The organism is Nocardia acididurans, assembly GCF_016741815.1.
In the GTDB taxonomy this organism is placed as follows: domain Bacteria; phylum Actinomycetota; class Actinomycetes; order Mycobacteriales; family Mycobacteriaceae; genus Nocardia; species Nocardia acididurans.
Window position 1 is genome coordinate 337825 of record NZ_JAERRJ010000005.1, and the last position, 25278, is coordinate 363102.

26 protein-coding genes are annotated in these 25278 nt (G+C 68.5%); 12 read left to right on the forward strand and 14 right to left on the reverse strand.

Annotated elements, in window-relative coordinates:
- Window positions 1-32 precede the first annotated feature (32 nt).
- The 4 genes from menE (at window position 33) to JK358_RS14765 (ending at window position 3812) form a co-directional block, all read left to right on the forward strand.
- Window positions 33-1169, forward strand: a complete 1137-nt coding sequence (menE, locus tag JK358_RS14750) for an o-succinylbenzoate--CoA ligase (RefSeq protein WP_201948388.1) — start codon at window positions 33-35, stop codon at window positions 1167-1169.
- A gap of 433 nt (window positions 1170-1602) precedes the next feature.
- The gene (locus JK358_RS14755; protein WP_201947911.1) at window positions 1603-2610 is read left to right on the forward strand and encodes an ATP-binding cassette domain-containing protein; all 1008 of its coding nucleotides are present in this window, start codon (window positions 1603-1605) and stop codon (window positions 2608-2610) included.
- Complete coding sequence (locus tag JK358_RS14760) at window positions 2607-3449, forward strand: ABC transporter permease (RefSeq protein WP_201947914.1); 843 nt, start codon at window positions 2607-2609, stop codon at window positions 3447-3449. Before JK358_RS14755 ends, JK358_RS14760 begins: the two co-directional genes overlap by 4 nt.
- Before the next feature lie 138 nt (window positions 3450-3587).
- Window positions 3588-3812, forward strand: a complete 225-nt coding sequence (locus JK358_RS14765) for a LuxR C-terminal-related transcriptional regulator (protein WP_201947916.1) — start codon at window positions 3588-3590, stop codon at window positions 3810-3812.
- Window position 3813: 1 nt separating this feature from the next.
- Here JK358_RS14765 and JK358_RS14770 read toward each other — a convergent pair whose 3' ends face one another.
- Window positions 3814-7689: an AfsR/SARP family transcriptional regulator gene (locus JK358_RS14770; protein WP_201947918.1), complete on the reverse strand. Its 3876-nt coding sequence runs from the start codon at window positions 7687-7689 to the stop codon at window positions 3814-3816.
- A 103-nt stretch (window positions 7690-7792) separates the two neighbouring features.
- Between JK358_RS14770 and JK358_RS14775 the strand changes: the two genes are divergently transcribed.
- Both JK358_RS14775 and JK358_RS14780 read left to right on the forward strand, forming a co-directional pair.
- Entirely contained in the window at window positions 7793-8251 is a 459-nt protein-coding gene (locus JK358_RS14775) for an SRPBCC family protein (protein WP_201947921.1), read from the forward strand.
- Window positions 8252-8290: 39 nt separating this feature from the next.
- Entirely contained in the window at window positions 8291-9163 is an 873-nt protein-coding gene (locus JK358_RS14780; RefSeq protein WP_201947923.1) for a 1,4-dihydroxy-2-naphthoate polyprenyltransferase, read from the forward strand.
- Between the two features lie 35 nt (window positions 9164-9198).
- Here JK358_RS14780 and JK358_RS14785 read toward each other — a convergent pair whose 3' ends face one another.
- From JK358_RS14785 to JK358_RS14800, 4 genes are all read right to left on the reverse strand, one after another.
- Window positions 9199-9576, reverse strand: a complete 378-nt coding sequence (locus tag JK358_RS14785; RefSeq protein ID WP_201947926.1) for a phage holin family protein — start codon at window positions 9574-9576, stop codon at window positions 9199-9201.
- A gap of 35 nt (window positions 9577-9611) precedes the next feature.
- A complete protein-coding gene (locus JK358_RS14790; protein ID WP_201947928.1) occupies window positions 9612-10196 on the reverse strand; it encodes a Clp protease N-terminal domain-containing protein in 585 nt (194 codons plus the stop codon).
- Entirely contained in the window at window positions 10196-10417 is a 222-nt protein-coding gene (locus tag JK358_RS14795) for a helix-turn-helix domain-containing protein (protein ID WP_201947930.1), read from the reverse strand. Before JK358_RS14795 ends, JK358_RS14790 begins: the two co-directional genes overlap by 1 nt.
- Window positions 10418-10513: 96 nt before the next feature.
- Window positions 10514-10762, reverse strand: a complete 249-nt coding sequence (locus JK358_RS14800) for a hypothetical protein (RefSeq protein WP_201947933.1) — start codon at window positions 10760-10762, stop codon at window positions 10514-10516.
- Between the two features lie 176 nt (window positions 10763-10938).
- Here JK358_RS14800 and JK358_RS14805 point away from each other — a divergent pair, with 176 nt between their 5' ends.
- Window positions 10939-11817, forward strand: a complete 879-nt coding sequence (locus JK358_RS14805; protein ID WP_201947935.1) for an MmyB family transcriptional regulator — start codon at window positions 10939-10941, stop codon at window positions 11815-11817.
- Window positions 11818-11854: 37 nt separating this feature from the next.
- Here JK358_RS14805 and cds1 read toward each other — a convergent pair whose 3' ends face one another.
- Together cds1 and JK358_RS14815 are read right to left on the reverse strand one after the other, a co-directional pair.
- Entirely contained in the window at window positions 11855-12940 is a 1086-nt protein-coding gene (cds1, locus tag JK358_RS14810; protein WP_201947937.1) for an L-cysteine desulfhydrase Cds1, read from the reverse strand.
- Window positions 12937-13245: a DUF4229 domain-containing protein gene (locus tag JK358_RS14815; protein WP_201947940.1), complete on the reverse strand. Its 309-nt coding sequence runs from the start codon at window positions 13243-13245 to the stop codon at window positions 12937-12939. Before JK358_RS14815 ends, cds1 begins: the two co-directional genes overlap by 4 nt.
- Window positions 13246-13471: 226 nt before the next feature.
- Here JK358_RS14815 and JK358_RS14820 point away from each other — a divergent pair, with 226 nt between their 5' ends.
- Together JK358_RS14820 and JK358_RS14825 are read left to right on the forward strand one after the other, a co-directional pair.
- Window positions 13472-13705, forward strand: a complete 234-nt coding sequence (locus tag JK358_RS14820; RefSeq protein ID WP_201947943.1) for a BldC family transcriptional regulator — start codon at window positions 13472-13474, stop codon at window positions 13703-13705.
- Window positions 13706-13775: 70 nt separating this feature from the next.
- Window positions 13776-13964, forward strand: coding sequence for a hypothetical protein (locus JK358_RS14825; RefSeq protein ID WP_201947946.1), 189 nt, complete (start codon window positions 13776-13778; stop codon window positions 13962-13964).
- Between the two features lie 12 nt (window positions 13965-13976).
- Here JK358_RS14825 and JK358_RS14830 read toward each other — a convergent pair whose 3' ends face one another.
- The 3 genes from JK358_RS14830 to JK358_RS40005 form a co-directional block, all read right to left on the reverse strand.
- Window positions 13977-15218 carry a DUF8017 domain-containing protein gene (locus tag JK358_RS14830; RefSeq protein WP_201947948.1) on the reverse strand — a complete coding sequence of 414 codons (1242 nt, stop codon included), beginning with the start codon at window positions 15216-15218 and terminating at the stop codon, window positions 13977-13979.
- 153 nt (window positions 15219-15371) lie between these two features.
- Entirely contained in the window at window positions 15372-16904 is a 1533-nt protein-coding gene (locus JK358_RS14835; RefSeq protein WP_201947950.1) for an FAD-dependent monooxygenase, read from the reverse strand.
- A 77-nt stretch (window positions 16905-16981) separates the two neighbouring features.
- Window positions 16982-17113: a hypothetical protein gene (locus tag JK358_RS40005; protein ID WP_269811813.1), complete on the reverse strand. Its 132-nt coding sequence runs from the start codon at window positions 17111-17113 to the stop codon at window positions 16982-16984.
- 72 nt (window positions 17114-17185) lie between these two features.
- Here JK358_RS40005 and JK358_RS14840 point away from each other — a divergent pair, with 72 nt between their 5' ends.
- From JK358_RS14840 to JK358_RS14850, 3 genes are all read left to right on the forward strand, one after another.
- Window positions 17186-17770: a TetR/AcrR family transcriptional regulator gene (locus JK358_RS14840; RefSeq protein ID WP_307817521.1), complete on the forward strand. Its 585-nt coding sequence runs from the start codon at window positions 17186-17188 to the stop codon at window positions 17768-17770.
- Window positions 17771-17855: 85 nt separating this feature from the next.
- Window positions 17856-18716, forward strand: a complete 861-nt coding sequence (locus JK358_RS14845; RefSeq protein ID WP_307817522.1) for a helix-turn-helix domain-containing protein — start codon at window positions 17856-17858, stop codon at window positions 18714-18716.
- A gap of 7 nt (window positions 18717-18723) precedes the next feature.
- On the forward strand, window positions 18724-19848 hold the full coding sequence (locus JK358_RS14850; RefSeq protein ID WP_201947955.1) for a serine hydrolase domain-containing protein: 1125 nt from the start codon (window positions 18724-18726) through the stop codon (window positions 19846-19848).
- On the opposite strand, the gene JK358_RS14855 is transcribed toward JK358_RS14850, so the two are convergent.
- The 4 genes from JK358_RS14855 to JK358_RS14870 all read right to left on the reverse strand — a co-directional run bounded on the left by JK358_RS14855 (window position 19849) and on the right by JK358_RS14870 (window position 25250).
- The gene (locus JK358_RS14855) at window positions 19849-20727 is read right to left on the reverse strand and encodes an Ig-like domain-containing protein (RefSeq protein WP_201947957.1); all 879 of its coding nucleotides are present in this window, start codon (window positions 20725-20727) and stop codon (window positions 19849-19851) included.
- A gap of 120 nt (window positions 20728-20847) precedes the next feature.
- The gene (locus tag JK358_RS14860; RefSeq protein WP_201947959.1) at window positions 20848-22086 is read right to left on the reverse strand and encodes a phthiocerol/phthiodiolone dimycocerosyl transferase family protein; all 1239 of its coding nucleotides are present in this window, start codon (window positions 22084-22086) and stop codon (window positions 20848-20850) included.
- Window positions 22087-22165: 79 nt separating this feature from the next.
- The gene (locus JK358_RS14865) at window positions 22166-25054 is read right to left on the reverse strand and encodes an AfsR/SARP family transcriptional regulator (RefSeq protein WP_201947961.1); all 2889 of its coding nucleotides are present in this window, start codon (window positions 25052-25054) and stop codon (window positions 22166-22168) included.
- Window positions 25055-25079: 25 nt separating this feature from the next.
- Window positions 25080-25250 carry a hypothetical protein gene (locus tag JK358_RS14870; RefSeq protein WP_201947964.1) on the reverse strand — a complete coding sequence of 57 codons (171 nt, stop codon included), beginning with the start codon at window positions 25248-25250 and terminating at the stop codon, window positions 25080-25082.
- Window positions 25251-25278: the final 28 nt, after the last annotated feature.

A 25278-nucleotide genomic window follows, 5' to 3' on the forward strand; every position in this document is an offset into this window, starting at 1 on the left:
ACGTGAGCAGCAGCACCCTCCGCACACTCCCCATGCCCACCGGCTCCGGACTGGGTGACGTAATGCCGCATCTCCGGGAAGCCTTGGACGGCAACGGGCCCGCCTGGCTGCCCGTGCCCAGCGCGGACCGCCGTGAGGCGAAGCGGCTGAGCAGCAGCCTGGGGCCCGGCGAACCCATCGACGAGGATGTGGCGCTGGTCGTCACCACCTCCGGCACCACCGGAATCCCCAAGGGCGCCATGCTTTCCGCGTCCGCGCTGCGGGCCAGCGGGGACGCCACGCACGAGCGGCTCGGCGGGCCGGGGCAGTGGCTGCTGGCGCTGCCGACGCATCACATCGCGGGTATTCAGGTGCTGTTGCGCAGCATTCTGGCGGGGACCGAGCCGACCGTCCTCGACGTGTCGGGCGGCTTCCTGCCGCAGGGGCTGGCGAGCGCGGTGGCGGGCATGCGCGGCGAACGCCGCTACACCTCGCTGGTGCCGACCCAGCTCATCAAGGCGCTGGACGAACCCGTGGCCACCGAGGCGCTCGCGCAGCTCGACGCGGTGCTGGTGGGTGGCGCGGCCACCCCCGCACCCGTGCTGGAGCGCGCCCGCGCCGCCGGTATCACCGTGGTCCGCACCTACGGTATGAGCGAAACCTGCGGTGGCTGCGTCTACGAGGGCGTGCCCTTGAACGGCACCGAGATCCGCATCCGGGACGGCCGCGTCATGCTCGGCGGGGCGACCCTGGCCAACGGCTACCGCGGTCTCCCCGACCATCCCGCCTTCGCCGAACCCGGCTGGTTCCGCACCGAGGACGCGGGTTTCCTCACCGACGGCGTCCTGACGATCACCGGCCGCCTCGACGAGGCCATCATGACCGGCGGTCTGCTCGTCATCCCCCAGGTGGTCGAAGCCACCATCATCAACCACCCCGCGGTCTCCGAATGCGTGGTCCTCGGCCTCCAGGACGAGCGCCTCGGCCAGCGAGTAGCGGTAGCCGTGGTCCCCTCCCCCGGCTCCACCGCCCCCACCTTGGAAGACCTCCGCAAACACGTGGTCGCCGACCTCGACGCCATCGCCGCCCCCCGCGAACTCCTCGTCCTCGACGAGCTCCCCTTGATCGGCCCCGGCAAACCCGACCGCGCCAAGATCCGCGAATACCTCCTGGCCCGCACCTCCAACTGAGGTGAGAGGGGAAAAGGGGGCTAAGCCCCCAAACCCCCATAGGGCTGCGCCCGGCCAACCCCCACAAGGCCGAGCCCGGCCAACCCCCACAGGGCCGCGTCCGGCCAACACCCGCAAGGTCACGTCCGGCCAACACCCGCAAGGTCACGTCCGGCCAACACCCGCAAGGTCACGTCCGGCCAACCCCAACAGGGCTGCGCCCGGCCAACACCCACAGGGCCGCGCCCGGCCAACACCCGCAAGGTCACGTCCGGCCAACGCCGCATGGTTGCGGCTCAGCCCTGAATCCCAGGGCAGGGTGCGCATTCTGGTCGGGGGGTTCGGGGGCGACAGCCCCTGAGAGTCCTCCCCCGAGAGTGGGGGTTTCTCGTGCAAGAGGGGCGTGCAATCGCGGTGCAAGGGGCGTGTAAGTGGGGGGTCGCATGGTTTGGGCATGACTTCTTACACACCTGCTGAGGCACTCGCTATCGAGGCGAACGACTTGGTCAAGGTCTTCGGGGAGCAGCGGGCGGTGGATGGCGTCAGTCTCGCGGTGCCGCGGGGGGCCGTCTACGGCGTGCTCGGGCCCAATGGGGCCGGGAAGACCACGACTATTCGGATGCTGGCCACGTTGCTGCGACCGGATGGGGGTAGTGCTCGGATCTTCGGACGCGATGTGGTGGCCGAACCTACCGCGGTGCGGTCGCTGATCGGGGTGACGGGGCAGTACGCGTCCGTCGACGAGAAATTGACCGCTACCGAGAATCTGGTGATCTTCTCTCGGCTGCTGGGGCTTTCGAAGGCGGATGCGCGCAGCAAGTCGGCGGAGCTGCTGGAGGAATTCGGGCTGACCGAGGCCGCGTCGAAACCGCTGGAGAACTTCTCCGGGGGTATGCGCCGGCGGCTCGACCTGGCGGCCAGTTTGATCGCCCGGCCGCCGCTGCTGTTCCTCGACGAGCCGACCACCGGTCTGGATCCGCGCACCCGCGCCCAGATGTGGGAGACCATCCGCCGTCTGGTGCGCGAGGGTTCGACCGTGCTGCTCACCACCCAGTACCTGGACGAGGCCGATCAGCTGGCCGACCGGATCGCGGTCATCGATCGCGGCAAGGTCATCGCCGACGGCACCTCCGACGAACTCAAAGCGTCCGTTGGTCTTTCGGCCCTGCAGTTGACCCTGTCCGACAAGGCGCAGATCGAGCAGGCGCGAACCCTGGTGGGCGAGTTCCTGTCTCGCTCCGCGGGCCGCGTCGTCGAGGCCACCATCACCCCGGAGGCGGGCCGCATCACCGCACCGCTGCCCGACGCCTCCGTCACCACCGACATCCTGATCCGGTTGCGCGAGCACGACATCCGGATCGACGAGATCAACGTCGCCAAGCCGAGCCTGGACGAAGTGTTCTTCGCGCTCACCGGCCACGGCGCGGACGACGAGAACGACACCGAACGGAGCGCGGCATGACCACGACCATCACCGCACCGGCGGGCCGCCACGCGGCGGCCGTCGCGGCCCCCATTCCCGAAGTAAGCAACCATGTTTCGTTCGAGCAGACGGTGCGCAACTCGCTCACCATGGCCTACCGCGGCCTGCTCAAGATCAAGCACAATCCGGAACAGCTGTTCGACGTCACGATTCAGCCGATCCTGTTCACCGTCCTGTTCGCCTACATCTTCGGCGGCGCGATCTCGGGCAGCATGCACGACTATCTGCCCACCCTGATTCCCGGCATCCTGGTGCAGACCGTGGTGCTGACGTCGGTGGTCACCGGCACGCAGTTGCGTGAGGATATGGACAAGGGCGTCTTCGACCGCTTCAAATCCCTTCCGATCGCCCGTATTTCGGCGCTGTCGGGCGCACTGCTCGCCGATGTGGTGCGCTACGGCCTGGCGACGGTGCTGACCCTGGTGGTCGGCCTGCTGCTGGGCTACCGTCCGGCGGGCGGCGTGCTGGCCGTCATCGTCGCGGGCCTGGTGGTGGTGTTCTGCTCGTTCGCGGTGAGCTGGATCTGGGCGCTGGTCGGCGTGACCGGCAAGTCGGCCGCCGGCGTGCAGGGCATCTCGATGATGATCATGTTCCCGCTGACCTTCATGTCCGGCGCGTTCGCCCTGGTGTCCACCATGCCGGGCTGGCTGCAGGGCATCAACAAGGTCAACCCGATCTACTACATGGTCAACACCGCCCGTGAGCTCATGAACAACGGCGCGTACACCGCGGATCTGGCCTGGTCGCTGCTCGGCTCGGTCGTGGTGATCGCCATCTTCGCCCCGCTCACCGTGCGGGCGTACATGCGCCACGCGTGACAACTCGAAAATCGAAGGGCCCGGCTGGAATTCACCAGCCGGGCCCCTCGCTGTGAACCCTGTCACATCGGCGGAACCGCCCGGAACCCGCAGCCGTCCAAACCATTACGACCCACTCGACGGGATGGAGATCCGATCATGCACGGACACTGCGGCGGAACCGCTCTCCTGGATGCGCGCCTGACCGAACGCGAATGCGAGATCCTCGAATTGATGTCGCAGGGGCTGAGCACGCGAATCATGAGCTCCCAGCTCTACATCGCGGAATCGACCGTGAAGATGCACATCACCAACACCATGCGAAAGCTGAACGCCAACAACCGCACCCACGCCGTGGCGCTCTACATCCGCAATTCGATCTGATTCAGGCCCAGCCGTCCGCGTGGATCGCGGTGAGATCGTCCAGGATTCGCGCGGCGGCGGCCTTCCTGCCCACGTGGGCAACGGCGTTCAGCGCGTCGGTCATGCGCTGTGCGCCCACCACCGGACGATGCAGGTCCTGATGCCGCGGCATTCGCATGCACGGATAGTCCTGGCGCCCGAAAACTCTCGGGGCCAGCACGAGCAGATCCAGAGCCAGCTCGGTCCGCTTGCCGATGGCCAGCAGATAGGTGCCGACCGCGAGCGCCACCGCGCCGATCTGCGGGAGGTCCCAGTACTGCGCGAGCCGCGCCACGGACAGGTCGATCAATTCCCGTACGACCCTGTCCATCTCGGCCGCCCGGCCGTACAGCACCCACGCGTCCACCACGGCGGCGGCGAGCATCAGATCGCCGGGGCCGGGCGCGACCTCGCCGTGCGGCCAGTCGAGCAGCGCGAGCACCTGCCGGAAATGCGCCAGCCCCGCCTCGGTATCGCCTTCGGCGAGTTCGATTTCCGCCAGTCCGGCGACCACGGTGGCGCGGCGCTGATTGGGCTGCGCGGCGGAGTAGTCGGCGGCGAGCTCGAGTCCGACCATGCCGAGGGTCGCCTCCAGTTCGTGCCGCGCCGCGCGGGTGTCTCCGGCGCCGACCAGTGAAACCGCAAGGTAGCTGCGCATTTCCACGACTTCCTCGTGGGCGCGCAGCTGCAGCATGATGTCGATGGTGCGCTGGTAGTAGTCGACGGATTCGGCGTAGCGCGCGGACTGTCCGTACATGCTGCCGAGATGCTGGCACACCATGGCCGTGCCCCACAGGTCGATCGCGCCTTCGACCCGCAGGGCTTCCAACGCGTCCCGGTTGGATCCGTAGACATCGCCCCCGTTCTCGCGCATGTTCGCGCGCAGCAGCAGGGCGGACACCCGGGTGCGCGGGTCAGCGGAGCGCGCGCCCTCGGCGAGCTTGCGCGCCACCTGGGTGACGCTGCGGGTCCGGGAGGTCAGCTCACCGAGATATCGGAACACCGGCGTGAGGGGCGCGCCCTGGGACAGCATGCGCCGCACCCGGGTTCGCACCACCGCGGCGTCGCGGAGCCCGGCGCCGGTGAACATGAGGTGCAGCCCGAGCAGCAGCTGCGCGAACATCAGCAGGTCGGCCTGCTCATTGGTCAGTGGCCCGCGCTGCGGCGGCAGGGCGAGCAGGCGCGGGGACCAGGACACCAATTCCATATGGGCGCCGCGCATCACCCACAGTCCGGCCAGGGTGGCGAATACCGCGTTGGCCGTGCCGATGTCGCGCCGATCCAGGGCGTGGCGCAGCACCGTGATCAGGTTCTCGTATTCGGCGGCCACCGACCGCACCACGCCGACCTGTTCGCAGGTCGGGTAGCGCCGGGCCACGTCGAGTACGAAATCCGTTGCCCATCTCGACATCCGGTCCATCACCAGGTCCGCTTCGCCGGTGAGCGCCAGTTGCTCCTCACCGAACTCACGGACGGTTTCCAGCATGCGGTAGCGCACGCCTTCGATATCGGGGTCGTCGTCGAGCACGGTGAGCAGTGACTGTCCGACCAGCCCGTCGACAGCCGTTGCCGCGTCCGGTATCTCGTGGTCCTCGATCACGGCTTCGGCTGCGGCGAGCGTGAATCCCGCTGGGAACCGGCACAATCGGCGCAGCGCCACCCGCTGGTCCTTGTCCAGCAGGTTCCAGCTCCATTCGATGACGGCGTGCAGGGTGCGGTGCCGTTCCGGGGAGCTGCGATCTCCGCTGCGCAGCAACGCGAATCGGTGTTCGAGCCGGGTTTCGATCTCCTCGACGCTCATGGTTCGCACGCGGGCGGCGGCCAGCTCGATCGCGAGCGGCAGCCCGTCCAGCGTCCGGCACAACCGCGCCACCGCGTCGGGGTCCAGGCGTACCGAGGGCCGCACCGCGCGCGCCCGCGCCGCGAACAGATCGGTGGCGGGCGATCCGCCGGCGTCGATCACCAACGGCGGCAACGGATACACGGTCTCGGCCGTGATCTCCAGTGGCGCCCGGCTGGTGGTCAGCACGGTCAGCCGATCGGTGCCGCCCACCAGATCGGCGACCACTTCGGCCACCGCGTCGATGAGATGCTCACAGTTGTCGAGGATGAGCAGCATGGCGCGCGCCCCCAGCGCGTCCCGCAATCGCTGGCCGATATCGCGAGCGGCCATGGGCCGCAGCACATTCGTATCCCGGCCCACCTCGCTCACGCCGAGTGTCGCCGCGATGGCCGCCTCGATATCGGCCCGCGTCGCCGCCGGATTCGTATCCGCTCGCAGCGACGCCAACTCCACCAGGGTCACCGGCATCTCCCGGGCCACCCGAGCCCCGAGCTCATTGGCGACCCGGGTCTTCCCGGTCCCGCCCGGCCCGAGCACGGTGGTCACCCGCGACCTGCGCAGCGACTCCTCCAGCGCGGCGAGATCGCCTTCCCGCCCCAGCAGCGCATTGGGCGCGACCCGCAACCCGATCCCCACCGGCCCGCCCCGCCCGCTCGGAAACGACCGCCCCGCACCCGAACTCGCCGAACCACCCGGTCCCGGCCCCGCCTCGGCCACCACGCCGCGGGTCTGGGCCGCATCCCCTCCTCCGGCCGCGTACACGAATCTCGCCGCTTGTCCGGCTTCCGCCACATACCCGGCCCCTGCCACGTATTCGACCCTGGCCGGGTGCGAGAACCCCGCCGGGTTTCCCGATCCCGTCATGTTCTCCGCGCTCGCGGAGTATCCGACTCCCGACCCCGCCGCGTCGTCGGCCCCGACCACGCGCCCGGCCCGGGGCGGATGCTCGATTCCCGCCGCGTATCCGGCTCCGGGGGTTCTTCCTTCGTCGGCCGAGGCGCGTTGCCCTGCAGGGTATTCCGCCATCGCGTTCGGACCCTGGGGAGGGACGTCGGCGGTGGCTCCGGCTTCGGGAGTGGCCGAAAGGCTCTGCGCGGCTGCGTGACCTGGCTCGGCGGCCGCGGCTCGGTCCGAGGTTCGCTCTGTTCCGGGGCGGCCACCGGATCTGGCTGGGCTCCCCGGTGGGGTCGAGGTACGGATTCGTGCGGTCGGCGCGCCCGGGATCGGTTCGCCGCGCAGGATGGCCGTATTGACTGCGGTGAGGGCGGGGCCCGGGTCCGCGCCGAGTTGGTCCACAAGGCGGGTGCGTAGCGAAGCGAAGACGTCGAGGGCTTCGTTGGTCCGGCCCGCTGCCGCGAGCAGGCGCATGAGGGTGCCGTGGGCGGGCTCGTCGAGCGGCTGGGTGGCGACGGCCTCGCGGGCCAGGTCGATCGCGCCGGTAAGGTCGCCGATCGTCTCGCGGGCCATGAGTTCGAGGGTGTCGAGCGCCTGGCGGCGGGTGGCCGCGACGGTGGTCAGCTCGTCGGCGACCGGGCCGGGCGGGAGGTCGGCGGCGGGGTCACCGCGCCACAATGCACGAGCGGTCTCGATCAAGGCGAGAGCTGCGGCGTCGTCACCGGCCTGGTGCGCTTGGCGCGCTCGAGTTTCGAGCTGGGCGGCGTAGGCGAGGTCGACCTGGTCGGGGGCGAGGAGCAGGCGATAGCCTGCCGGGCCGATTTCCAGGGTTCCGTCGGGTAGCGCCGAGCGCAGCCGGGAGACCTGGGTGTGCAGGGCGTTCATGGGGGCGCGGGGCGGGGTGTCGCCCCAGATGTCGTCGATGAGGGTCTGGGCGCTGCGGCTGCGGCCGGGGTGGGTGGCCAGCGCCGCGACGAGGAGGCGGGCCCGCGTTCCGGGTACGGGTGCGAGCAGGCCGTCGCGCCGCAGCGCGACCTCGCCCAGCAGGGCCACGAGTACCGGATCGCCCGCGGTCGGCCGGGGGTGCCCGGCGGTGTCGGGACTGCTTGTTTCCGAAAACATTCCTCGCCAATCGTAGGTGAGTCGCGGCGCGGCGGCCGGATTCGGTGGACCGGTCGGTGCGGTATCGCTATCAGCGCTGCCTGCCTGGGCCTAAGCTCGTTTCATGACCGACTTCGACATTCACCGGGACACGGTCATCAAGGCCGACCCGGCACAGGTTCAGGCGCTCGTCGACGACTTCCACCAGTGGCGCAAGTGGTCGCCCTGGGAGGACATCGACCCGGCCATGGAACGCAACTACAGCGGAGCCGACCGCGGTATCGGCGCCCGCTACTTCTGGAACGGCAACCGCAAGGCCGGGCGCGGCGATATGGAGATCACCTCCGCCACCTCCGACCGGATCGGCATCCGCCTGCACTTCGAGAAGCCCTGGAAGGCCACCAACCAGGTCACCTTCGAATTCGCCCCGGACGCCGCCGGTTCCACCGCCGTCACCTGGCGCATGACCGGTCAGCAGACCGGGTTCATGGGCTTGATCGGCAAGCTCATCCCGATGGACAAGATGGTCGGCAAGGATTTCGAGAAGGGCCTGGCGCAGCTCAAGGCCGCCGCCGAATCCTGATCGCGCACCCCCGCACACCCTCGCACTAGGCTGCGGTGCATGGCTACAGCAGCACAGTGGATCGAGGGCGCTCGGCCGCGCACCTTGCCGAACGCTATCGCCCCGGTCCTGGTGGGGACGGGGGCCGCCGCCGCGATCGACGGGGTGAACTGGTGGAAAGCGGTGCTGTGCCTGCTGCTTTCGCTGTCCCTGATCATCGGCGTGAACTACGCCAACGACTATTCCGACGGCATCCGCGGCACCGATGACGAGCGCGTCGGCCCGCTGCGCCTGGTGGGTTCGAAGATCGCGAGCCCGGCCGCGGTGCGCAATGCGGCGGTGGGCTGCCTGGCGGTGGGCGCGGTGCTGGGCCTGGTGCTGGTGGCGACCAGCGCGTGGTGGCTGCTGGCGGTGGGCGCGGCCTGCCTGGCGGGCGCGTGGTTCTACACCGGTGGCCGGAATCCGTACGGCTACAGCGGTTTCGGTGAGATCGCGGTGTTCGTGTTCTTCGGTCTGGTCGCGGTGCTGGGCACCGAGTTCGTGCAGGCGGGGCGGATCGATATCGCGGGTGTCGCGGGGGCGATCGCGGTGGGTTCGTTCTCCAGCGCGGTGCTGGTGACCAACAACCTGCGCGACATTCCGACCGACACCGTGTCGGGCAAGCTCACCCTCGCGGTGCGCCTAGGCGACACGCGCACGCGCACACTGCATCTGGTGCTGCTGGCGGTGCCGTTCCTGGCCACGATCGCGCTGGCCGTCACCGTCACCCCGTGGGCGCTGGCGGGCCTGGTGGCGCTGCCGCTCGCGATCAAGGCCAATGAGCCGGTGCGCACCGGCAAGTGCGGGCCGAATCTGATTCCCGCGCTTGCCGGTACGGGTATGGCGCTGCTGGTCTGGTCGCTCGCGACAGCGGTGGCGCTGGTCTTCGCCTGACCCGGGTCCGGGGCGGTCGCGCCGCCCCGGATCGGCTAGTCGTTGTCCGGCACCAGGACGCCGAGCACCCAGTTCACCAGGGCGATGATGATGCCGCCCCAGACCGCCGCCCAGAAACCCTCGACGTGCAGCTGGTACTTGGTGGTCTCGGTGATGATCGAGGTCAGCCACAGCATGAGGGCATTGATCACGATCAGGAACAGGCCGAGGGTGAGGATCACCAACGGCAGTGACAGCAGTTTCACGATGGGCTTGACCAGCGCGTTCACAATGGTGAAGATCACCGCGGCGACCGCGAGGACGATGAGCTTGTCGGAGGTGCTGCCGTCGGGGCGGATGTCGATGCCGTCCACCCATTCCGAGGCCAGCCAGATGGCGAAGCCGGTGATTATCAGACGAATCAGGAGCGTCATGCCCCGATCGTAGAGCCGACCGGCCCGTCCGGCCCTCAGGCGGCGCGATCGAGAAACGCGTTGGTGGCGTCCCGCAATCGCGCCAGCGCCGCGTCGTCACCGACCAGCCGCCGGACCGTGTCGTTGGGGGCGCGCAGGATGCCGAGCAGGATGTGCCCGCCCTCGATGGTCTTGTCGCCACGCGCCAACGCCTCCCGCAGCGACAGTTCGAGCACCTTCTTGGCCTCCCGGGTGAACGGAATATGGCCCCACGGCTTGCCTTTGGCATTGCGGAAGAACCCGCGGCGGGTGTCCTCGGCCGGGGGTCGGTCGAGGGCGTCCTCACCGAAGGAGGCTTCCAGGCTTTCGCGCACGGCGTCGAGGTCGATGCCGATGGAGCGCAGCGCTTCCGCGTCCTCTTCGCCGAGTGGTTCGCCGCCGCGCTTGCGCGCCAAGGCTTCTCGTACGCCGTCGACGGTGAGTCCGGATTCGGCGAGTACGTCTTTCACGCCGTGGCCGGGTGCGGCCAGTAGTCCGAGCAGGACGTGTTCGATCCCGATGGAGGGCGCGTGCAGTTCGCGCGCCTCCTCCTGGGCGACCACGACCGCGAATTTGGCCTCTTTGGTGAATCGTTCGAACATCAGCGGATTCCGCCCTTCCGGTTGTACTTCTGGTGCACCGCCTGCCGGCTGACCTCGAGCGCGTCCGCGATGGCCTGCCAGGACCAGCCCTGCCTGCGGGCATTGGCTACCTGGATGGACTCGAGCCGCTCGAGCAACCGGCGGAGAGCCAGCACGGCCCGCAATCCCACCTGGGGATCGGGGCTGCCGGCCGCGGCCGCCAGAGTTGTTGCTTCACTCATGAGTGTCAATTTACGTTGACACTCCGGGCGCGTCAACAAAAATTGACAGAACCGGAAAGATGTTCGCCGACAGGGAAACCGGTCAGCGGGAAACGGTCAGCAGGGGGTGAACGGGGCGTAGTCGACGACGTGCCCGTCGTTCCAGCCCCACACCGCGTGCGGCTCGACCTCGACGCCGGCCTGCAGCACCAGTCGCCAGCCGCGCGCGTCCTTCTCCCAGACGTCGCCGTCGCGATCGCGGTAGCGTCCGGCCGCGACCGGTTCCCACGCGTGGATGATGCCGGCGACCTCGGCGTGAACCTGCGCCTCGGCCTCGGGCGTGACCACCCACGGACCCGCGGTCACATTGGCGCCTATCACCGAGTGCGGATGCTGCCCCAACTCAACTCCTGGATTGTTGTTGTTTCAAACTATTGGAGCAGAACGGGATACCGCGCAGCCTCTCCCAGCACCACCGTGCGTGTATCAGTTGGCAACCGCGCGTGTACTTATCAGCTATACAAGTAAGGTCAAGCTAACTAATGAACGGAGTTCCCACGTTCGGCGAGTTCATTCGCCAGCGCCGCACGACCGCCAATCTCACCCGCCCCCAACTGGCCTGGCTCGCCAACCTCTCGGTCCCCTACCTCACCAAGATAGAAGCCGGCGCGAACCCGTCCCGCCGAGTCGTCGAATCCCTCAGCAGCGCACTCCAATTGAACCGGGGCGAACACGAGTACGCCCTCACACTGGCCGACGGGCCCGCCCCGCGCGTCGAACCCGACCACCCCACCGAAGCCGATCTGGCCTACCTGCAACTGCTGCCGAAACCGGCGGCCTACCTGTCGGCGGCCTTCGACATCCTGGCCGCGAATGCCGCACACCAGCACACCTTCCCCCAGCTCGAGCCGGGTGCGAACGCGCTGGAGTGGCTGTTCCTCAACCCGATCTCACGAACCGTGCTGGTGGATTGGATGGGTGAGGCGCAGAACGCCGTCAGCCTGTTCCGGTTGCAGCTGGCCCGGCATCGGGATGACGACCGCGCCCTCGAGGTCATCGAGAAGTGCCTGGAGAGCCCGGACTTCTCGCTCATCTGGCGCAGCGATTCGGTCTCCGGCGATCTGGGTAATCCCACCAAGCTGGTGCGTGATCCGCAGACCCTGGCGATTCGCGAGATGCACGTGAACATCTGGCGCGCTCCGGGCCTGCAATCGTGGTCGATGACCTTGTGCGCCATCATCGATCAGCCCATGGCGGTCACGCGTCCAGTCATGCGGGAGCGCCCGGTTTCGTCTACCCCCCTTAACACCCAGGAAGGCAGCGAAAGACCGTCCGGACGCTCGACCAGCACCTCGGTACGACGCGATCCGAACCCGACTCAACCCTTGCAGCTACCTGACAGCAAACAACTGGATGGGTGACCAGAAGTAATCGACCCACCCCTGTGCCGTGCGAAAACTAAGCCGACCAATGACCGGTAGCGATGAATTCGGCCAGCACCGCTTCCGGTTCCGTCAGGCTCAGCCCCTGACCGGCAACCCACTCGTCATTGAAATAGGTTCCGGCATAACGGTCCCCGCCATCGCACAGTAGCGTGACCACGCTGCCCGTGTGGCCATCTGCGAGCATGTCGGAAATCAGGGCAAACGCACCCCAGAGGTTCGTGCCGGTGGATCCGCCGACCCGCCGGCCGAGCACCTGCGAGGCATGTCGCGCCGCCGCGATGGACCCGGCGTCGGGCACCTCGATCATGGTGTCGACCACCTGGCCGACGAAGGACGGCTCCACCCGCGGACGCCCGATTCCCTCGATCCGCGAAGGCATTCCGGTCTGATAGCCGGCGTCGGCCAGCTCGTATCCGCCGTAGAAGGCCGAATTCTCCGGATCCACCACGGCCAGTCTGGTGGCGTGCCGCCGGTAGCGGATGTAGCGGCCGATGGTCGCGCTGGTGCCGCCGGTGCCCGCGCCCACCACGATCCACTCCGGCACCGGATGCGTCTCCAAGGCGAGCTGCTCGAAGATGGACTCGGCGATGTTGTTGTTGCCGCGCCAGTCCGTGGCGCGCTCGGCGTGCGTGAACTGGTCCATGTAGTGGCCGTTCGACTCGGCCGCCAAACGCGCTGCCTCGGTGTAGATGTCGGGCGCGCGATCCACCAGATGGCAGCGCCCGCCCTGCGCCTCGATGAGCGCGATCTTCTCCGGCGAGGTCTTGGCCGGTACGACGGCCACGAAGTCCAGGCCCAGCAGTTTCGCGAAGTACGCCTCGCTGATGGCGGTCGAGCCGGAGGAGGCTTCCACCACGGTCGTACCCTCGGTGACCCAGCCGTTGCAGATGGCGTAGAGGAACAGCGATCTGGCCAGGCGGTGCTTGAGACTGCCTGTGATGTGGGTGGATTCATCCTTCAGGTACAGCTGCACGCCCCAGTGGTCGGGCAGCGGGTAGCGCAGCAGGTGGGTGTCGGCGCTGCGCTGGGTGTCGGCGTCGATGAGCCGAACCGCGTTGTCGACCCAGGCGCGCGGCGTGGAGCGGTCGCAGCGCTTCACGCGTCGTCCCCCTGCAGGCGCTTCATGAGCTGTTCGCGGTCGCCGCGGCGCTTGGCGTCGACGGCGGCGATGTCCTTGTTGACTTGCGTCCGAAGCTTTTTGAACAGCACCAGCGACAGCGGCATGGCGATGAGCAGGCCGAACAGCAGCGCGACGATGATCGGCACGGTCACGCCGGCCAGCTTGGCGACGCCGACGATGATCGCGGCGAGGACGGCCACCAGGCCCAGCCGGGCCACCGTGTAGAGGGCCAGGTTTTTCGCGAGGCGTCGCCCCGCACCGTTCGACTGGGTCGTGTCACTCACGGCCAACAGCCTAGGTGACACCGATTCGGGTATATCCGGTGCCCTCCGCCCGAATGTCGCTGGATATTCGCTACTGGCCAGTCAAAAGTGACCGCGAACACATAACGGATATCCGTTTTGTCTATTACTTCCTCTTTACCAAACCGAGACTGTTCGAACACTCGGGGGGTGCGGTGCAACGATGTCGCTACTGATGAGGGATCTGTCGATACGGAAAGGTTTGCGAATGACTGCGTTCACCGCGGCGAGCCGCGTATTGGGTTCCGTCAACGGCCAGGACACACTGCTCACCCCTGGCCAGGTGGCTTCCCTGTTCCACGTAGACCCGAAGACCGTCACCCGCTGGGCGCACGCCGGGCGACTCGGCTCACTCCGCACACCGGGCGGCCACCGCCGCTTCCGTGAATCGGAGGTCATGCAACTGCTGAAGTCCCTCACCACCGAGGCGACCCGCTCCTAACCGCTATTTCTTGTTCTGCGGTGCCGCAGGTACGTCAACGGATTACCCTCGTTGGCAGGAGGTGAGCGACGTGACGTACCTGTTGGCACTCATCGCGGTGGTAGCCGTCGCGATGTTGTGCTGGAAGGCCTTCGGCCCCCAGCGACCGTCCGGCACCGGCACAGCGCCGATCCGGCAACACCGCATCATCGGGCCCGACGACGACCCCGAATTTCTGCGCCGCATCTCGAAAGAGCGACACGACGGCGAATCTCCGTAATAACGGACTTACTCAGATCTTCCGCACACTCTGGATGATCTGCTTGGCCTGATCGGGCGTGAGCTCACCGGAGGCATTCCGGTCCGCCTCGATGGTCAGCACCAGCGTCACGTCCTGGGGTCCCTTGAACGCGAAGGTGTACACCGCGTAGGCGTTCGCGGTGCAGCCGTCCTGCATGGGCTTCCACGGGCCCGAACCCTCCACCATCTTGCCGGTGATCCCGCTGGTGGTGGTGATATCGGTCGGCGACGACACCTGCCGGCCGCTCGAATCCGAGTACCCGCTCTCCGCGGCGATCTTGGCCACCTTGGTCGCGGCCGCCGCGGGATCGGCCACATCCGACTTCACGACGAAAGCCAGTGTGCGGTAAGCGGATCCGGGGCAGTAGTAGGCCCCGTCGTACGACTTGCCGAAACCGATGGCGGAACCGGTGGTTCCCGCCTGCGGGCTGGTCTCGGACGCCTGCGCGACACTCCAGCCGTTGGGGACGTCGTAGGCGATGTTCATGGACGGCACCACCACACCCTTGAATCCCGGCGAGGCTCCCGCCGTGGTCGACTTGGTCGACGGCGTGGTCGTCTTCGGCGCGGAACTACCCGGTTTGGTGGTGGTCGTGGTGGCCGTGGCGACGGTGTCGTCATCCGAGCCGCGCGTCAGCGCGACCGCCGCGATACCGCCGCCCACCAGCGCCACCACCACGAGCACGATCGCGACGATCAGCCCCGTGCGATTGGTGTTCCGCGGCGGCTGCTGCCCCCACTGCGGCATCGGCTGCTGCCCGTACGGCTGCCCCGGATACTGCGGCGGCTGCTGCGGAAACCCTTGCGGCGCATACCCGCCCGCCTGCGTAGGCCACTGCCCGCCGGTGGCTCCATACGGCTGCTGCGCACCCCACTGCTCCCCGGGCGCACCGGCCTGCGGCTGCTGCGGCCACTGCCCGCCCGTCGCACCCTGCTGCGCCTGCTGCGGCCACTGCCCGCCCGTCGCACCCTGCGGCTGCTGCCACTGACCGGCGGTCGCGCCGAGCTGAGTCTGCTGCGCCCACTGGTCGTCGGTTCCGCCCTGCGGCGGCGGTTGCTGCGCCCACTGATCGCCGGTCGCGCCCTGCGGCTGCTGCCCCCATTGGCCCGCGGTCGCGCCGAGCTGGGTCTGCTGCGCCCACTGGGGATCCGGCACGGGGTGGCCGCCGGTCCCGCCGGGCGGAGTGCCGCCCGCGCCGGGCGTGTTCGGCCACTGATCGTTGCTGTTCGTCATACTTCGTCCCTCATCCCGACCCCACGGCCTGTCTCGCGAATCCACAGCAGGCGGTCTCCGGCCAATCTTGCTGGCCGAGGAGGGGGATTGCCAATCGAAATCCGGTGCGGGGCGAAGATCACCCCGCATCGAATCCGGTTGGGCGGCCGACCGCTACGCGGGTTCGCCGAACCAGGCCGACAGTGCGGCACGCAGTCCGGCCGCCGCGGTGTCGGCGGGCTCGTCGAGCGTCGCGGCCCAGGCGACGTGGCCGTCGGGGCGGATCAGCAGCGCGTCGGTCTGCCGGTCGCCGGTCTTGGCGGTGCGAATATCGATGCGGTGCTGCCAGTTTCGCGCGATCTCGCGCAGGTCCGCGCGGTCCGCGAGATCCAGCAGGATCGGCCGTGCGGTGTGCAGGAGGTCGGCGACACTGCTGGTTCCCGCCTCGGTGTGCAGCGTGAGGTCGGGGACGAAAGCGCCGGTCAGGGTGTGGCCGTTGGGGTTCGGCACCGGGTATCGGATATCGGATCCGGCCAGCAGGGCGGCCATCCGGCGCAGCGCGGGCTCGTCGGTGAGCAGTTCCTGGAACACCGTCCGCAGCGCTTCGTCGGCCGGGTCGTGCCCGCTGCGCAGCGACACCTGGGCGCGGGTGTGCAGCATGGTGCGCGCTCCCGCGAAGTGGCGTTCCTCGTGGTAGGTGTCGAGCAGGCCCGCCGGGGCCCAGCCCCCGACGGCCGCCGCCAGCTTCCACGCCAGGTTGACCGCGTCGAGCATGCCCGCGCTGATGGCCACGCCGGTGGCGGGGAACAGGTGCGCGGCATCGCCGGCGACCATGATCCGGCCCTCGCGATAGCGTTCGGCCTGACGGGCCTTGAAGGTGAAGCGGGACAACCGGAGCGTGTCGGTCACCGGCAGGTCGACGCCGAGGACGCGGCGGATGCTGTCCTGCATTTCGGTGAGGGTCAGCGGGGCGTCGTCGTCGTAATCCTCGGTCTCGTCCTCGGTGGTGTAGACGGCCATGGACTCCGAGGTGGGCGAGGCGCCGAGGCCGAAGAGGCCGTGTTCGGTGCGGGTGAAGCCCGACCGCAGCCTGCCGTATCCGGGCACCTCGAGATCGCCGTTGTCGTGCCGGATGACGGAGTCGGGCACGGTGATCTGGGCCAGCCGGTTGACCTCCGGATAGGTATTGCCGGGGAACGGGATTCCGGCGATGTCGCGGATGCGGCTGCGGCCGCCGTCGCAGGCGACGAGATAGCCGGCGGTCACCTCGTAGGTCCCGTCCGGTCCGTTCACCTCGGCGGTGACCGTGTCGGCGTCCTGACGCACGCCCACCACCTGGTGCCCGCGCTGGATCTCGACGCCGAGTTCGCCCGCCCACTGCCCGAGTACCTCCTCGAGGTGCTGCTGCGGCAGCGGCAGCGCGTGCATCGGATTGCCCGGCAGCTGGGTGAGGTCCAGGTGCACGCCACCGAACGGAAACCGCGGCGCGGGAATCGGATCGGTGCACGCGGCCTCGAATCGATCCAGCACTCCGCGATACCGCAGCAGCTCCAGCACCTGCCCGCCGAGTCCACCGGCCTTCGGCACATGCCGCGGCTGCGGCTGCCGTTCCAGCACCAGCGGCGTCACGCCCGCCAGACGCAGTTCGGCGGCCAGCATCAGCCCGGTCGGGCCCGCGCCCACGATGATCACGTCGGTGTTCTGCACTACTACTCCTAGAGATTCTTCGCCACGTTCCGGCATCGGCCGGGCGCGGTTGTCCTTTCTACAGGTGCGGTCGCGGGTTACCGCGCGCCGTGCCTGCTGTGCCGGGACCACCCGCCCTTGGGAGCGGCGACCGTGCGCGGGTGCACGGGACGGCCCACGAAACGCTGCTTGTTGCCCTGCGCCGGAAAGGTGCCGTGCTGCTTTCGCATTGCTTACCGCCTAAGTTGTAGTACTATGCGTGAAGTGTTTGAAATGTAGTACTACGAATGGAGTGGTGTCAAGTGGTTCGCACGAATCCAGAACGCAGGCAGGCCCTACTCGACGCATCGATCGAGGTCCTGGCCAAGGAAGGGGCTCGCGGCCTCACCTTCCGAGCAGTCGACAAGGAGGCCGGCGTCCCCGCGGGCACCGCCTCCAACTACTTCGCCAACCGCGACGCGCTGCTCGTCCAGGTGGGCCACCGCTACTACGAACGCCTCATCCCCAGCGAGGAGACCATGGCCAAACTCCACGGCCTGGGCACCCGCGAAACCATCACCGAACTCATGACCGAAGTGGTGAACCGGGTCACCCACTTCCGCACCGGCTACCTGGCCGTCCTGGAACTCCGCCTGGAAGCCACCCGCCGCCCCGAACTCCAGGCCCTGCTCACCGAGCGAGTCCGCGCCGACATCGACTTCAACATCAGCAACCACCTCGGCTCCGGCCTCCCCGGCGACGAGGACACCGTCCTCATGCTCTACCTCGCCCTCAACTGGCTGATCCTCGAACGCCTCACCCTCCCGGGCATTTTCGACGAAAAAAAAGCCGCTGAACTGGTGGAGGTGATCGTCGACCGCGCTATCGGCGACCGCTCAGCCGGGTGATCCACGATCGCCGCGACACGGCGACAGGGCGCACAGTACCTTTCGACGCCGGACGGGGTCCGGGGGTCTTACGTAGGCTGAGCGGGTGGACAGCGAGGACCTCGAGAGCGGGCGGGGGTTGGATTTCACGGGTCCGGTCGCGGGCGGGGCGGCGGGGGCCGCGATTATCGGCTATCGGGCTGCGGGCGGGATGGATCTGCGTGTGGCGGGGGCCGCGGTGATCACGGTGGTGATCGAATTCGGGGGGCGGGGGCTGGTTGTCGAGGATGCGGCGGGGCGGCGGGTGCTCGGAGGGTTCGTTGCCGGGTTGCCGCTGGAGGCGATGCGGGTGCGGGCCGATCGGGCGTCGTGTATCGAGATGCGACTGTCTCCCCTGCAGGCGTATTCGCTATTGGGTGTTGCCCCAACCGATCTGGGGTCGCGGGTGGTCGCGCTCGAGGATGTGTGGGGGTGGCGGGCACGGGTGTTGCGGGAGGAACTCGCGGCGGCCGCGGATTGGAACGAGCGGTTCGCGGTGACGAAATCGTTTCTGGCGCAGCGGGATAGCGCGATGCGCGGTCCCGACCCGGAGGTGCGCGCCGGGTGGGATCGGATCGTCGGGTCCGGCGGGCAGGTGCGGATCGGGGAGCTCGCCGAATCGCTGGGGTGGAGTTACAAGCGGTTGGGGGCGCGGTTCGAGGCGCAGATCGGGTTGACGCCCAAGCGGGCGGCGATGCTGGTGCGGTTCCGGTCCGCGGTGGACGAGTTGCTGGCGGGGCGGCCCGCGGCCGTGGTCGCGGCGGAGTGCGGGTACACCGATCAGGCGCACCTGTGCCGGGATGTTTCTCTTTTCGCCGATCGGACGCCGAGAGCGGTGACGACGCATTATCTGCCGGAGATCGCGCAGCGGCGGTACCGGGCGTGGGGAGAATTCTTCCAATACCGGGCGGTGCCACGCGGCCGATAGTGGGGCCATGACAACCATTTTCGATCCGGGGAAACTACAGGACGCACTGGAGGGCATTCATCGGGCCGGGGTGCCGGGAGTGTTCGCCGAGGTGCGTGATGACGGCGAAATCTGGCGTGGCGCAGCAGGAGTGGCCGACCTCGCCACGGGGCGGCCGGCTACCGCTGATATGCGGCATCGGGTCGGCAGCCTCACCAAGACGTTCACGGCCGCGGCGGTGTTGCAGCTGGTCGATGCCGGTGAGGTCGAGCTCGACGCACCGATCGGGTGGTATCTGCCGCGGCTGGTGCCGGGTGAGCGCGGTGCGGCGATCACGGTGCGGATGTTGATCAACCACACCAGCGGCCTGGCCGAATATCTGCCCCGCGCCTATCCGTCGCTCGCGGCGTTTCCGAATCTGGCGCGGACCACCCCGGAAAGTCTGGATGCGCACCGGCTCACCAGGTTTCGTCCGCGCGAGCTGATCGAGCTCGGGGTCTCCGGACCCGCCACCGGCGCTCCGGGTGGTGCGCCGGGGGTGTATTCGAACACCAATTATCTGCTCATATCCCAACTGCTGGAATCGATTACGGGCACTCCGGCGGAGAAGCACATCACCGGCAGCGTCATCGAGCGCGCCGGCCTGTCGGATACCGAACTCCCACTCGGCACGGAAATCGCTGGGCCGCATGCCCTGCACTACGAATCCTGGTTCGGCATGATCGACCCGCCGCGGGATTTCAGCGTGTTCGACATGTCGTGGGTCGGCCCCTCGGCATCGCTGATCTCGACCGTCGCGGATCTGAACCGCTTCTACGGTCTGCTGCTGGCGGGCGAGATCATCAGCGGGGAGGCGCTGGCGCAGATGCGGCGCACCGTCCCGGTCGTCTCCTTCGAACTGAAGCAGATCGACTACGGGCTGGGCCTGCAGCGGTTGGACATCCCCGGGCATGGAACCTATTGGGGCCATGAGGGTTCGGTGTGGGGTGGCGGCGCGATCTCCTGGACGCGAGCCGACGGCGCACGGCAGCTGTCGCTCGCGGTCAACCTGCAGCGCTGGAACCGCCTCGACGCGTCCGGGAGGCCACAACCCCACCCCATCGACGACGCCCTCCGGGCTTTCACCCAGCTGGCGCTGCCGAGTCGAGGGTGATCAGAACTTGAAGGATCCGGACGAGGAGCCGGTGTTGCCGCCGCCCGGGTTCGGGTTCGGCTCGGTCGGCTGGTCGGCGACCGTGACCACCTTGCTGGTGGACGAGCCGACCACGCCGGTGCGTCCGGAGAAGACCGCGCCGATGGTGTACGAGCCCGCCGCGCCCGGGGTCCACACAAAGGAGGCCTTGCCGTTCGCATTCACCGGAATATCGCCGAGGACATTGTCACCGGCCTTGAACTGGATGGTGCCGCCCGCCGCCGCGGGTGACACGGTGGCCTCCAAGGTGACGGCCTTGCCGGTCTGCGCGCCGCTCACGTCGGCGAGCACGGTGGTCGACAGCGCGTCGCTGGACACCGTGATGGTCGGACCCTTGCCCTGGTAGGTGCCGTCGCCGAGCGAGCCGCCGTAGTGCATGGAGGTCATCAGCGGGGTGTCGCGGGCGCAGTCGACGCCGACCTTGTACTGCACCTCGAAGGTCTGCGACTTGGGCTGGATGTTCGGGTACACCGGGTATTTGGTGATGCCGAACTGCGCGCGCACCCAATCCGACGACGAGGTGTCGAGTTGCACCTGGTCACCGCCCATTTTCGCGGAGCCGTTGACCGGTGTCAGGCAGGCCGGGTGCAGGTCCTTGACCGAGTAGATGTACTCCACCGGGATTCCGGTCCGCTCGAACGTCGTCGTGACCGTCACGATGTCGCCGACCACCGGGTTGGTGTTGGACACCGTCCGGGTGTACTTGCTGTTCCCGTCGGTCCAGGTGACCGTCCCCGGTGCGGCCGCGGCCACCCCGGACATCGCCGTGACCGCGAACCCGGCCGCCACCGCAAGCGCGGCCACCGACCCGGTCGCCCGCTGAATCCTACTGTCCACCATCGCTTCTCCACATGCGTCGGGTGCCGCTCGACTTTGTCATCGAGGCGCTCACGCACCCGAGTTGGCGCGATTAGATCACGCCCGGACCCGGCGCGGATCGGATTCCGAAATGATCGTTAGTCAGATTGCCCGATCGGTCAGCAGCTTCAGATTCGATGCCACGACGCGACGCAGCTCACGAACCCTTTCGGGACGATGGCAGGATTCGTCGAAAGTGAACTCGACATTCAGCCGCCCCTGGAATGTGTAGGCGAAATAGCTGATCTCCGCCCTGGCGCTGCCCGTGACGAACCCGCGGAAATCGACCATCCGCATACCCTTCGGGACATCGAGTTCGGGAACCACACCCCAATTGGTGATGATGTTCGCCACGAAATCCCGCGTACCGTGCTCGGGAATCACCGAGGCCGCGAACATCGTCGTCAGCGCGGCCCCGCTGTCGATACCGCCGACGATCTGCGCTTTCACCTCCTTACCGAGGGCGTGGAGATCGGTGTGGGGAGTACAGAAGGTGACGGTCGCCGCGCAGCCGAGGCCGTTGGTCACCTCGGCGGGCTGCGCGGGCGGGCACAGGTGCGGGCGCATATCGACGGCATGGGCGGCGATCATGGGAAGCTCGTCCGCTGGTGCGGCACTGGATGTTTCGGCGAGTAGCGTCCGTTCGGCCCGGATGATCGCGGCGCTGAGCAGTGCGTGCAGCGTCGTCCCCTGCGCCCGCGCGTGCTGCAACAGTGCCGTGGTGTCAGTGGCGGACACCGTGATTCGCTCATCGGCCGCGAGCCGCAGCCCCGGCCTGCCGTGCGTTTCCGCGGGCGTGAGGGCGTACACGCCGGTGAGATCCGGCATGACCGGCTCCTGCAGTGCGACGCCGCGCTCGATCAGCAGTTCTTCCAGAGTGCGCGGGAAGACCGGAACGGGATCCAGGACCGTGGCATTCGCGCCGAGTTCGGCCGCCCTGCGCCAGAATTCCCGCAGCAGTTCGAATCCCATATGCGCGTCGTTGACAGCATGCGAGATCCGCAGCGCCACAGCGGTGGTCAGACTGCCGCGCACGATCTCCAGTTTCGCCAGCGACACCGCCGGATCGAGGGCGGCCGCGCCGTCGGCGAACCAGTCGGACACACTGCCGTGCAGTATCTCCGTGACGGCGTTACCACCATCGTCCTCGGGGATGTCGAGTTGGTATGCGCCGCCGTCGAATTCGATGCGCCCGCGCAGCATGGGGAAACGGCGACAGGTGAGCGCGAAGGCCCGCCGCAGCAGTTCGTCGTCGACCGCACCGGTGCAGATCGCGACATACGAGACGGTGACCGCGGTCGGTACGAAGCCCTGGTCGATGAGGCCCACACGGTATTTCATGATGATCTCCTGTCCTGGTGACAGGTCGATCGTGCGGGCGGTGCTCGAGCATTCGTTGAGCCGCGAATGAACCGCCCGGTCACACCGGGTCGAGGCACTCCGCGGGGATGATCGGGCCGATCCGCGCGGTCAGCTCGTCGATCTGTGCGCGCACCTGCCGGGCCTCGTCGCTGCGCCCCAGCTCGGCGAGCGCAATCGCCCGGCAGTGCAGTGCGTGACCGCGACGGAACGGGTCCGCCGCCTCGGTGAGCACCGAAACAGCCTCCGCCGCAGCCGATTCGGCGATATCGAAGCGGCGGGCGTGCAGGCTCACCTCGGCCAGCCGGAACAATGCCCACCCCAGCAGCAGCCGTCGCCCGTGCGCACGGGCCACCCGCACCGCGTCCTCGCACATCGAGATCGCCCGCTCGGGCTCGTCGTCGCGCATGAGGACGACCCGGGCCAGCTGACAGCGCGCCAGCGAGTCGAAGGCCGCGCCGCCGACCTGCGCGGCGGCACGCACGGCCCGTTCGGCGTAATCGGCGGCCGAATCCCACTGCGCGGCATCGCCGTACCGGTCGGCGAGGGTCGCGCACGCCCACCCCTCCCAGGCCGGGTCGCCCAGGTCATGGAAGATATCGACCGCCGCCGTCATGTGGACGATCGCCTCGGCGGTCCGCCCGGAGAGCAACGCGGCTGCTCCGAGGACGTGTTCGATGAACCCCAGCAGCAGGCTGTTCCCGTTCGGCCGCAGCATCTTCCGCGCCGGTTCGAGGACGACGACGGCCTCGTCGCCGCGGCCCAGATCCAGTGCGAGCACCAGGCCGAGGGTGGCGCGGGCGCGGAGCTCGGCCTCTCGGTCGTCGAGTCTTTCGGCGACCGAGAGCAGTTGGCGCAGCGCGTCCGCCAACTGCCCGGATTGAGCCGAGGGGTCGATGGCCTCGCTGATCAGCATGGCGATATCCACGCTCGACGGCACCAGGTGCGGGTGATCGGCGGCGATCTGCCGGTGCAGGGCTATCAGGGCGGTGCGTTCGCGGTCGAGCCAGGCGTGCGCGTCGGCTTCGGAGCCGATCGCCGCGCCGGGGTGCGCGGTCGCCGCGACATAGTCGAGACGGTGACCTGGATAGCGTTGGCGGACAATGGTTTTCACCGTGGCACGGTAGTAGTCCAGCACGCGGGCCAGCACGCCCTGCCGGTCGAGGTCCGGGGCGGTCGTGTGGGCGAACAGGCGCAGCAGATCGTGATAGCTGTAGCGATCGGTGCCGACGGATTGCAGCAGTCCGAGATCCACCAGGGACTCGCAGATCCGGGCGGCCTCCGCGGTGCCGACCTCCAGAATGGCGGCGGCCGCGGCGACCGGCAGATCCGGTGCGGCGGGTACGGCCAGGGTCACGAAGGCCCGTGCGGTCTCGGCGGGAAGATCCCGGTACCCGAACGCGAAGCAGGCGTCGACAGTGAGGTCGCCGCAGCGCAATTCGGCGAGACGATGCCGTTCGTCGGCCAGCCGCTGGGCGACGGCGGCGATGGTCCAGTGCGGTCGCGCCGCCAATCGCGCGCCGATGATCCTGATGGCCAGCGGCAGTCGCCCGCAGGCGGCGATCACCGCGTCGACGGCCTCCGGTTCCGCGGCGACGCGACGGGCTCCGACTATGCGCCCCAGCATGTTTCGCGCCTCGTCGACGGTCAGGACGTCGAGGTGCAGGTAGGTGGCGTCCGGCAGCGGCAGCAGCGCCCGGCTGGTGACCACCACCGCGCAGCCCGGTCCACTCGGCAGCAGCGGCGTCACCTGGTCCAGGGTGCCCGCGTTGTCGAGCACCAGCAGCATGCGCCGATCGGCGAGCAGACTGCGCAGCAGCGCGGACCGCTCGGATTCGGTGGGCGGAATATCGCTGTCGGCCACCCCTACCGCGCGCAGCAGTGCGCCGAGGACGCCGACCGGTTCGGCGGGCCGATCATCCTCGCCGTGCAGGTCGGCGTAGAGCTGACCGTCCGGGAATCGATCTCGGACCTCGTGCCCGGCCCGGGTGGCCAGCGTCGTCTTGCCGACGCCGCCCATACCGGTGATCACCACGACGGGCGGGGCGAATCCGGTGGGCGTCAACGCCTCGCACAGCTCCCGCACCAGGTTCGCGCGGCCGGTGAAATCGGCTATCCCCCTGGGAAGTTGAGCGGGCCGCACGCTGTCACGGCGCGCGGGGCCGGAATGCGTCTCCGGTGCGGACAGCTCATCGGCGAGGATGCGCTGATGCAGTTCGGCCAGCTCCGGCCCGGGTTCGATACCGAGTTCCTCGATCAGCAGGCGGCGGGTGTCGGCGTAGACGGCCAGCGCCTCACCGCGCCGCCCGCACCGGTACAGCGCGGTCATCCACAATCCGCGCAGACGTTCACGCATCGGGAATTCCGCACTGGCCAAAGCCAATTCGCCGACAACCCGATCATGGTGGCCGAGCCGCAGATCGACATCGAGCCGTGCCTCCCACAGCGTCACCCGCAGCTCCGACAACCTCCGCCGCTGATCCGCGGCCCGCGGCCCCGGCACTCCGGCCAGCGCCTCCCCCTGCCACAATTCCAGCGCCTCGCCGAGCAGCGCCCGCGCCCGCTCGAAATCTCCTGCGGCACGGGCATCTTCAGCGACAGCGGCCAGCGACCGCGCCCGGTGGGCGTCGACCGAATCGCGCGGCACCCGCAGTTCGTACCCGTCCCCGACCGAGACGAGCACCGACGCCGCCCCGCGCCGAACCCGCGCGGGCTCGACCAGCTTGCGCAACAACAGCACATGCGACCGCAACGACCCGACCGGATCCCCCGGAAGCTCCTCCCCCCACACCGCGTCCACGAGTTGCGCCGCGCTCAACGGCCTCCCTTCGGCGAACAGCAACGCCGCGAGCACGGCCTGAGTCCGCAACCGCCCCGACTCCAGGGCCACCCCGCCCCGCCGGACGGTGACGCGGCCCAGCACCAGAAAACTCAGCTCCGCGCCATCCATCGGTTTCTCTCAGTGGAACATGGGATCACCCCATCATATGTGTCCGATCCCCGCGCCTCCCCGCCCGCCCGACAAACAGATACTTCACCTCGAGCCCCGCCGCCAGCACCCCCACGAACACCAGCACCAGCACCCGCTTCACCCACCCCCACGGTTCGTGCAGCGCGGCCAACGGCGGAGGTTCCGAATTCATCATGCCCCGACCGTAGAAATCGCCGATCACC